The sequence below is a fragment of the Bacillus sp. mrc49 genome (assembly GCF_002803435.1).
This window is the reverse complement of sequence record NZ_PHNG01000675.1, coordinates 1-7,894: the sequence shown is the minus strand read 5'-3', so window position 1 is coordinate 7,894 and position 7,894 is coordinate 1. Positions and strand designations below refer to the sequence as shown.

The 7,894-nt window shown below is 43.7% G+C and carries 7 protein-coding genes and 1 pseudogene; all 8 read left to right on the top strand.

Annotated elements, in window-relative coordinates:
* Positions 1 to 241 (top strand): annotated as a pseudogene (locus CVN76_RS10620) (Na+/H+ antiporter); the annotation flags it as partial.
* 600 nt (positions 242 to 841) lie between these two features.
* Complete coding sequence (locus CVN76_RS10610; RefSeq protein ID WP_100531219.1) at positions 842 to 2,227, top strand: protoporphyrinogen oxidase; 1,386 nt, start codon at positions 842 to 844, stop codon at positions 2,225 to 2,227.
* Positions 2,228 to 2,393: 166 nt separating this feature from the next.
* Complete coding sequence (locus CVN76_RS10605) at positions 2,394 to 2,936, top strand: helix-turn-helix domain-containing protein (protein ID WP_061143793.1); 543 nt, start codon at positions 2,394 to 2,396, stop codon at positions 2,934 to 2,936.
* Positions 2,937 to 3,009: 73 nt separating this feature from the next.
* Entirely contained in the window at positions 3,010 to 4,119 is a 1,110-nt protein-coding gene (locus CVN76_RS10600; protein WP_061143792.1) for an ABC transporter ATP-binding protein, read from the top strand.
* Entirely contained in the window at positions 4,109 to 4,912 is an 804-nt protein-coding gene (locus CVN76_RS10595; protein ID WP_100531221.1) for an ABC transporter permease, read from the top strand. Before CVN76_RS10600 ends, CVN76_RS10595 begins: the two co-directional genes overlap by 11 nt.
* Position 4,913: 1 nt before the next feature.
* Complete coding sequence (locus CVN76_RS10590; protein WP_100531218.1) at positions 4,914 to 5,717, top strand: ABC transporter permease; 804 nt, start codon at positions 4,914 to 4,916, stop codon at positions 5,715 to 5,717.
* Positions 5,714 to 6,787, top strand: a complete 1,074-nt coding sequence (locus CVN76_RS10585) for an ABC transporter substrate-binding protein (RefSeq protein WP_100531217.1) — start codon at positions 5,714 to 5,716, stop codon at positions 6,785 to 6,787. Before CVN76_RS10590 ends, CVN76_RS10585 begins: the two co-directional genes overlap by 4 nt.
* Positions 6,788 to 7,002: 215 nt before the next feature.
* A complete protein-coding gene (locus CVN76_RS10580; protein WP_100531216.1) occupies positions 7,003 to 7,893 on the top strand; it encodes a peptidylprolyl isomerase in 891 nt (296 codons plus the stop codon).
* Position 7,894 lies beyond the last annotated feature (1 nt).

Below are 7,894 nucleotides of genomic sequence, written 5' to 3'. Positions count from 1 at the left end.
GATGATCATTGAAGAATATAAAGTGTTGATCTTGAAATGCAAACGGGAAAATAGAGGCCGAGTCCCTAGTAAAATGGTGGAATATGAAAGGGAGCTATTTTATAAGGCGATTCAGGCAGAGCGTGATGAAGTACAGGAGATGTTTGAAACAAGACAAATTTCGCGTGAAGTTGCCAATATTCTCCGTCATCAAATCAATTTGCGTGAAGCATTGACGATCAATGAAAACACACATCAATAAGAACTTAACGAGCGCTGCCGATTTCCTCGGCAGCGCTCCTTTCGTATATGGAGGGAATGCTCCAGGCGGCATCGAACGACCCGAAAATAATTAAAGATGAAGAGCGTACCTTAAGTAATCCTGAAATACTGTCAAAATGATGAGGATGAGCATCCTTTCGTCATAATGGCAGATGACCTTCCGGCAGGCTTTTTCGTTTTACATGTTGGCGATAACAACAGCCCCTTCACCAATGAAAGGAAAGCGATTTTGCTTCGCGGATTGCTTATTGATCGAAAATATCAAGCCAAAGGGTTGCGAAGAAGGCTTTGCGGCTCCTTCCGGAATTTGCAAAAGCGTTATTTCCGCACAAGGAAGCACTTATTTTGGCAGTGGACGAAATGAATGTAATTGCGAAAACACTTTTATAAGAAATTAGGTTATCGGGATACAGGGACCAGGATGGAAGGGTTCAATCCATGTTGGGATTTTTTTCTTTGTCTAAATTGTTACATGCCTTCAAGGGAAAATGGCCAATTTGAATGGCCGTTTTTAATTATTCGGCTCCATTATGGTACACTTTATTTAATGTAAATTTCGTTAATCGAGGTGTATTCATAGATGAAAACAGTCGTCGTCGTAGGTGGGGGCATTACCGGTCTATCAACCATGTATCATTTACAGCAAGCAGTAAAAACGGCCAGCCAATCCGTACGATTAATCTTAATAGAAGGCAATGAAAAATTGGGCGGTAAAATCAGGACGGTCCATGACGGTCCATTCAAAATAGAGGCAGGGGCCGATTCCATTGTAGCGAGGAAGCAGAATATAAAGCCCTTTCTCAAGGAGTTGGGCCTGGAAGATCAAGTGGTCTATAATGCGACGGGAAAATCATTCATCCATACGGATGGCGTGCTTAAGAAAATTCCTGAAGATGCTTTATTCGGCATCCCGATGAGCCTGGAGTCCTTGGCGAGCAGTGAATTGGTCTCAGCACAAGGCAAGGTAGATGCCTTAAAGGATTTCTATACAAAAAATGAGACGTTTACGAAAAATGACTCGATCGGCTTATTTCTTGAAAGCTTCTTAGGCAAGGAATTGGTGCAAAAACAGATTTCTCCTGTCCTATCTGGTGTGTATTCAGGGAATTTAAATGAATTGACCATTGCGAAAACACTTCCTGAGATGCTTGATTATAAAAATGAATATGGCAGCATCATCCGCGGCCTATCTGAAAATAAGGATAAATACCAAAGCAAGGGAAATAAGAAATTCCTTTCATTCAAAAACGGCCTATCGGTCCTGATTGATCGCATGGAGGAATGCCTTGAGCTGGTGGAAATCATAAAAGGGGTCAAAGCGGAAAAAATAAGCAAGGATGGACAAGGGTATATCGTCGCCTTGGAAAATGGTGAAACGCTTGAAACGGACTTCATCGTATTGAGTACGCCGCACACCGTTGCCCGGAAACTATTGGGTGATCAGGAACTGGAGCAAGACTTTGCTGGCTTGGTCGATAGCTCGATGATCAGCATTTATCTCGGATTCGATATCCCCGACAGCATGCTTCCTGAAGATGGGACTGGCTTCATTGCTGGTGATAATAGTGACTTGATTTGCAATGCCTGCACCTGGACGAGCCGGAAATGGGAACATACGTCTGGAAACAGTCAACTTTTGGTAAGACTTTTCTATAAAAGCTCAAGTCCTGACTATGAACGGTTACGCTCTCTTACAAAACATGAGCTAATCGAAGTGGCCTTACAGGACATTAAAAATAGTTTGGCGATTACCGGAACGCCGATAACGAGTGAAGTGACCAAATGGCATGAAAATATGCCGAACTACCATATGAAACACCCTCAAATCGTTCAATCTTTAGAAGCGAAAATGGCCAAGGATTATCCAAATGTTTTGCTTGCGGGCTGTTCATACAATGGGGTCGGAATACCGGACTGTATTGCGGATGGGGAAAAGAAAGCACAGGCGATTTATGCGAAGTTGTAAATGAAGGGCTGCCAACATGCAGGCCCTTTTTTTTGAGCTGAAATTTCGATTGAAGTTTCTTATATTTCCTGTATAATAAAATTCGTTAAATTAAACTGAAAGTTTACTTATATCAAACTTTAATGACTGTAGGTTTACTATAAGTAAACCGATTGAGGGTAATACGATGCAAATTGGAAAGAAAATAAAGAACCTTCGCTTGAAAAAAGGGTTGACCCAGGAGGAACTGGGGGAAAGAACAGACCTAAGCAAGGGGTATATTTCGCAATTGGAAAGAGATCTAAGTTCCCCTTCAATTGAAACTCTTTTCAATATATTGGAAGTTCTTGGCTGCAAGCCGACGCAGTTCTTCGATGAAGAGGAACTGGTCCAAAAAGTGGTGTATGAAGAAGAAGCCCAAACATTTTTTATCGATGAGGAACGGGGCTATCAAATTCAGTGGCTCGTCCCCGAATCGAATGAGAAGGAAATGGAACCGATTCGCCTCACTCTTCAGGAAAAAAGCGAATTCAAACAATTCGAGCCGTCCTTATCGGAAACGTTCGGTTATGTATTGAGCGGAAGAGTCATTGTAAAGCTCGGCACACATTCCTATTTCGCACATGCCGGGGAATCGATATACTTCCATGCTTCTGACGAACATCAAATCGTCAACGATTTCGAGGGTCCTTCCGAATTACTGCTTGTGGTGACGAAATCATATTTATAGGCTTTTAAACAAATGCAACCGTCCGTTTAGGGTAAAGATAGATAAGTATGGTAATGGAAAGAGGGGAGTAGCAATGGCTAACGAGAATATAATACGCTTTGAGCAGGTTACGAAGCAATTCGATGATGATACGGTAGTACTCGATAACGTAAGCTTTGAAATCGAGAGAGGGAAGTTCTATACGCTCCTGGGTCCTTCCGGCTGTGGGAAGACAACGATCCTTCGCTTGATTGCGGGATTTACGGAAGCGTCCAAAGGCGATATTTATTTTGAAGGAAAAAAGATCAATAATGTACCAGCCAATAAGAGGCAAGTGAATACGGTTTTTCAAGATTATGCCCTTTTTCCCCATTTGAATGTGTTTGAAAATGTGGCCTTCGGCTTGAGGATCAAAAAAATGAAAAACTCGGAAGTGGAAAAAAAGGTGAAGGAAGCTCTCAGTTTTGTCAATTTGGACGGCTATGAAAAACGGGAGATCAGGGAAATGTCCGGCGGACAGCGGCAGCGGGTCGCGATTGCCAGGGCGATTGTCAATGAACCTGAGGTCATCCTCCTGGATGAGCCGCTATCTGCCCTTGATTTGAAGCTTCGTACTGAAATGCAATATGAATTGCGTGAGCTCCAGCAAAGACTTGGAATCACGTTCATCTTCGTTACGCATGACCAAGAAGAGGCGTTGGCGATGTCAGACGAGATCTTTGTCCTTAACAAAGGGAAGATCCAGCAAAGCGGGACTCCTACGGATATTTATGATGAACCGCTGAATCGATTCGTCGCCGATTTCATCGGTGAGTCGAACATCGTAAAAGGAAAAATGATCCAAGATTACCTGGTGGAGTTCGTCGGAAGGCAGTTCGAATGTGTAGACCAGGGATTGAACAGTAATGAAGCTGTCGATATTGTCATTCGTCCGGAGGATTTGGAAATTACCTCCGTCGATCGTGGAAAACTTCAAGTCCGGGTCGATTCCCAGCTATTCCGCGGTGTTCATTATGAAATCAGCTGCTATGATCATGATGGAAATGAATGGCTTGTCCAATCAACCAAAAAGGCGACCGTTGGCGATGAAATAGGCCTGCACTTCGATCCGGAAGCAATCCATGTCATGCGATTGGGCGAGACGGAAGAAGAATTCGATAAGCGTCTGGAAGCGTATCATGATGAGGAAAGCCATGCAGAATAAACTATCAAAGAATATTTTCTTCATACCCTATGTCTTATGGATCGCCTTATTCGTGATTGCACCGATTCTGCTAATCCTTTACTATTCCTTCTTTGACATCGAAGGAAATCTATCCTTGGTAAACTATCAGAAGTTCTTTACACCCGTTTATTTAAAAATGACACTGAGCTCATTTTGGTATGCCTTCCTGATTACGGCCATATCACTTTTGGTCGCGTACCCGACCGCTTTGTTGTTAACGAAAACCAAGCACAAGCAGCTGTGGCTTTTACTGATCATCGTCCCCTCCTGGATCAACCTACTCTTGAAAGCTTATGCCTTCATTGGGATTTTTGGCACATATGGTGTGGCGAATGGTTTTCTCGAGGTAATCGGTATCGGCAGTCAGCAAATTCTTTTTACTGATTTCAGCTTCATCTTCGTTTCGGTTTATATCTTCATCCCATTCATGATCCTGCCGATCTTCAATGCGCTGGATGAACTGAATCCCACCCTTTTGGATGCGGCCAATGACCTTGGTGCGTCCCGGTGGATGACATTTCGCCGCGTCATTTTCCCTTTGACGCTTGATGGTGTAAAGACGGGATGCCAAGTCGTCTTCATCCCGGCGCTTTCATTGTTCATGCTTACAAGGTTGATTGCAGGTAACCGTGTCATCACGCTTGGTACGGCGATTGAACAGCATTTTCTCGTGACCCAGGATTGGGGAATGGGCTCGACGATTGCTGTGTTTTTGATTATTATCATGTTCCTGATTATGTTTGTAACGGGTAACCGAAAGCAGGGTGTGTAAAATGAGCAATAAATTATCGCCATTATCAAAGGCGTTTCTCGTTTTAATTTTTCTCATACTCTATGCACCGATTTTCTTTTTAGTGTTTTATTCGTTCAACAGCGGTGGAACGATGTATGACTTTAAAGGATTCACCATGGAGTGGTACAAGGAGCTCTTCAAAGATACAAGGCTGCTGATCATCGTATTGAATACACTTGTCATTGCGTTATTATCGGCTCTCATCGCCACGATCATAGGGGTGATTGGAGCGATCGGGATTCGGTCCTTTACGAGCAGCAAGGCAAAGAATACGGTATTGTCACTGAATAACGTATTGATTGTCAGTCCTGATGTTATCATCGGTGCTTCCTTCCTGATTCTTTTCACGATGGCCGGAATCAAGCTTGGTTTCTACTCGGTGCTGCTGTCGCATATCGCCTTCAGCATCCCGATCGTTGTGCTGCTTGTCCTGCCTAAGCTTCAGGAAATGAGCCCAACCCTGATCGATGCGGCGCATGATTTAGGGGCAAGTCGGTGGGATGTATTGACGAAGGTCGTCCTACCGTACATTTTGCCAGGTATCTTTGCGGGATTCTTCATGGCACTCACTTATTCACTTGATGATTTTGCGGTGACATTTTTCGTGACCGGCAACGGATTCTCCACTCTTTCCGTGGAAATCTATTCATTGGCCCGCCGCGGGATTTCATTGAATATCAATGCGTTATCGACTCTGCTGTTTGTCGTGACATTGCTGCTGGTCATCGTTTATTACTTCATCACCCAGCGAGTTAGGCAGACGGGAATGGGGGGGAAACGATGAAAAAGCTCATCCAATTGTTTTTAGTCATTGCCCTTGTATCCGCTTTGCTATTATATGCGATATCCAAGCTGAATTCTTCACAAGGTTTTACGAGCAGCAATACACTCACCATTTATAATTGGGGAGATTATATCGATGCCGACCTGATCGACCGTTTTGAAGAAGAAACGGGCATCAAGGTCATTTATGAGACGTTCGATTCCAATGAGGCGATGATGACGAAAATCGAACAGGGCGGTACGACTTATGATATTGCCATTCCGTCTGAATATATGATTGATAAAATGAGGCAGGAAGACTTATTGGTTCCCTTGGATCATTCCAAGCTACCGAATTTGAAAAATATTGACGAACGATTCATCGATCTGCCATTCGATCCGGGGAATAAATATTCCGTCCCTTATTTCTGGGGGACCGTTGGCATTGTTTACAATTCCAAGATGCTCGGCGGGAAAAAGATCACAGCCTGGGCCGATCTCTGGGATAAGGATTTAAAAAATGAAATCCTCCTGACGGATGGAGCCAGGGAAGTCATGGGCATGGGTCTGAACTCCTTGAACTATTCATTGAACGATACCGATGAAGCTCACCTTCAAGAGGCGAAGACCAAGCTCGATGCGCTCACTCCTAACATTAAAGCGATCGTCGGGGATGAAAGCCGCATGCTTTTGGAGGCCCAGGAAGCGGCGATTGGCCTTGTATGGTCGGGAGTGGCTTCCGAAATCATGGCTGAAAATGAAGATCTCGAATACGTGGTTCCGGAGGAAGGGTCGAATCTTTGGTTTGATAATATGGTCATTCCGAGAACGACCAAAAATGTCGATGCTGCCCACCAGTTCATCAACTTCATGCTTGACCCTGAAGTAGCTGCGCAGAATGCCGAATATGTAAGCTATTCGACACCTAATAAAGAAGCGCTGAAATATATGCCAGAAGAAGTGGTGAAGGATGAACGCTTCTATCCATCACCAGAACTGACAGAGAAGCTTGAAGTGTATGAAAACCTCGGGAAGAAAAACTTGGCACGCTATAATGAACTCTTTCTCGAATTCAAGATGCATCGTAAATAACAAACGAAAAAGCATGGAGTAAGGGAGATGTCCCGTTACACCATGCTTTTTTTCGTATGCAAACGGGGAGAATCCGAAAGGCACAAAAATATTAGTGGGAAGATAAGTATGTTAGTATAATGACTGGTTGGTTCATATAGCCCGCGGGCAGTTTATCTTAAGGATTAATTAATATTTAATCACTATCATTATAGAAAAATTGAGGGAGAGTATCCATGAAACTATTTAGAAGCACGAAGGCATATGTTTGGGCAGGGTCCATTCTAATCATTGCCGGTATCATGGCATTTGCGATGGTATCGTCGATGGGTAAGACAGTGGCGAGCATCGACGGCAAGAAAATCAATGAGGATGAGCTGCACGATGCCCTTGTTGCAGGATATGGAGCAGATACATTAGACCTTTTGATCACGAATAAGTTGATCGAATTGGAAGCGAAAAAAGCGGGAATAAAAATAAAGGATGCAGAGATCCAGAAGGAAATCGATAACATGGTTGCATCCTATGGCGATGAGGCAGCGTTCAAAGAGCAATTGGAAGCAAGCGGATCTTCCATGGACGCCTTGAAAAAGGATATCGTTGTTTATCTGCAAACGAGAAAGCTGGTCGAACCGCGAATTACCGTGACAGATGATGAAATCAGCACCTATTTCGAAGACAATAAAGATACCTTTACACAAGCGGAGCAAGTCGAGGCTAGCCATATTTTAGTCGAAGACGAAAAAACGGCTAAAAAAGTTGCAAAAGAACTTGCGGATGGCGGCGACTTTGCCAAACTGGCCGCCGAGTATTCTACCGATACGCAAACGGCGAGTAAAGGCGGCAGCTTAGGGTATTTTGGAAAAGGTGATATGGTCGGCGAATTTGAGGATGTTGCCTTCGATCTTGATGTGGACAAGGTCAGTGAACCGGTCAAAACCGAATATGGCTACCATATCATTAAAGTCACTGGAAAGAAGGAAGCGAAAAAAGCGAATCTGGAAGATAGCAAAGATGCGATTAAAGAAACGCTTATCACTGAGCGATTGCAGGAGGAATATCCCGCTTGGTTGGCTGAAGTGAAAAAAGACCACGATATAACGAATGAATTAACGGAGTCTGAATAAG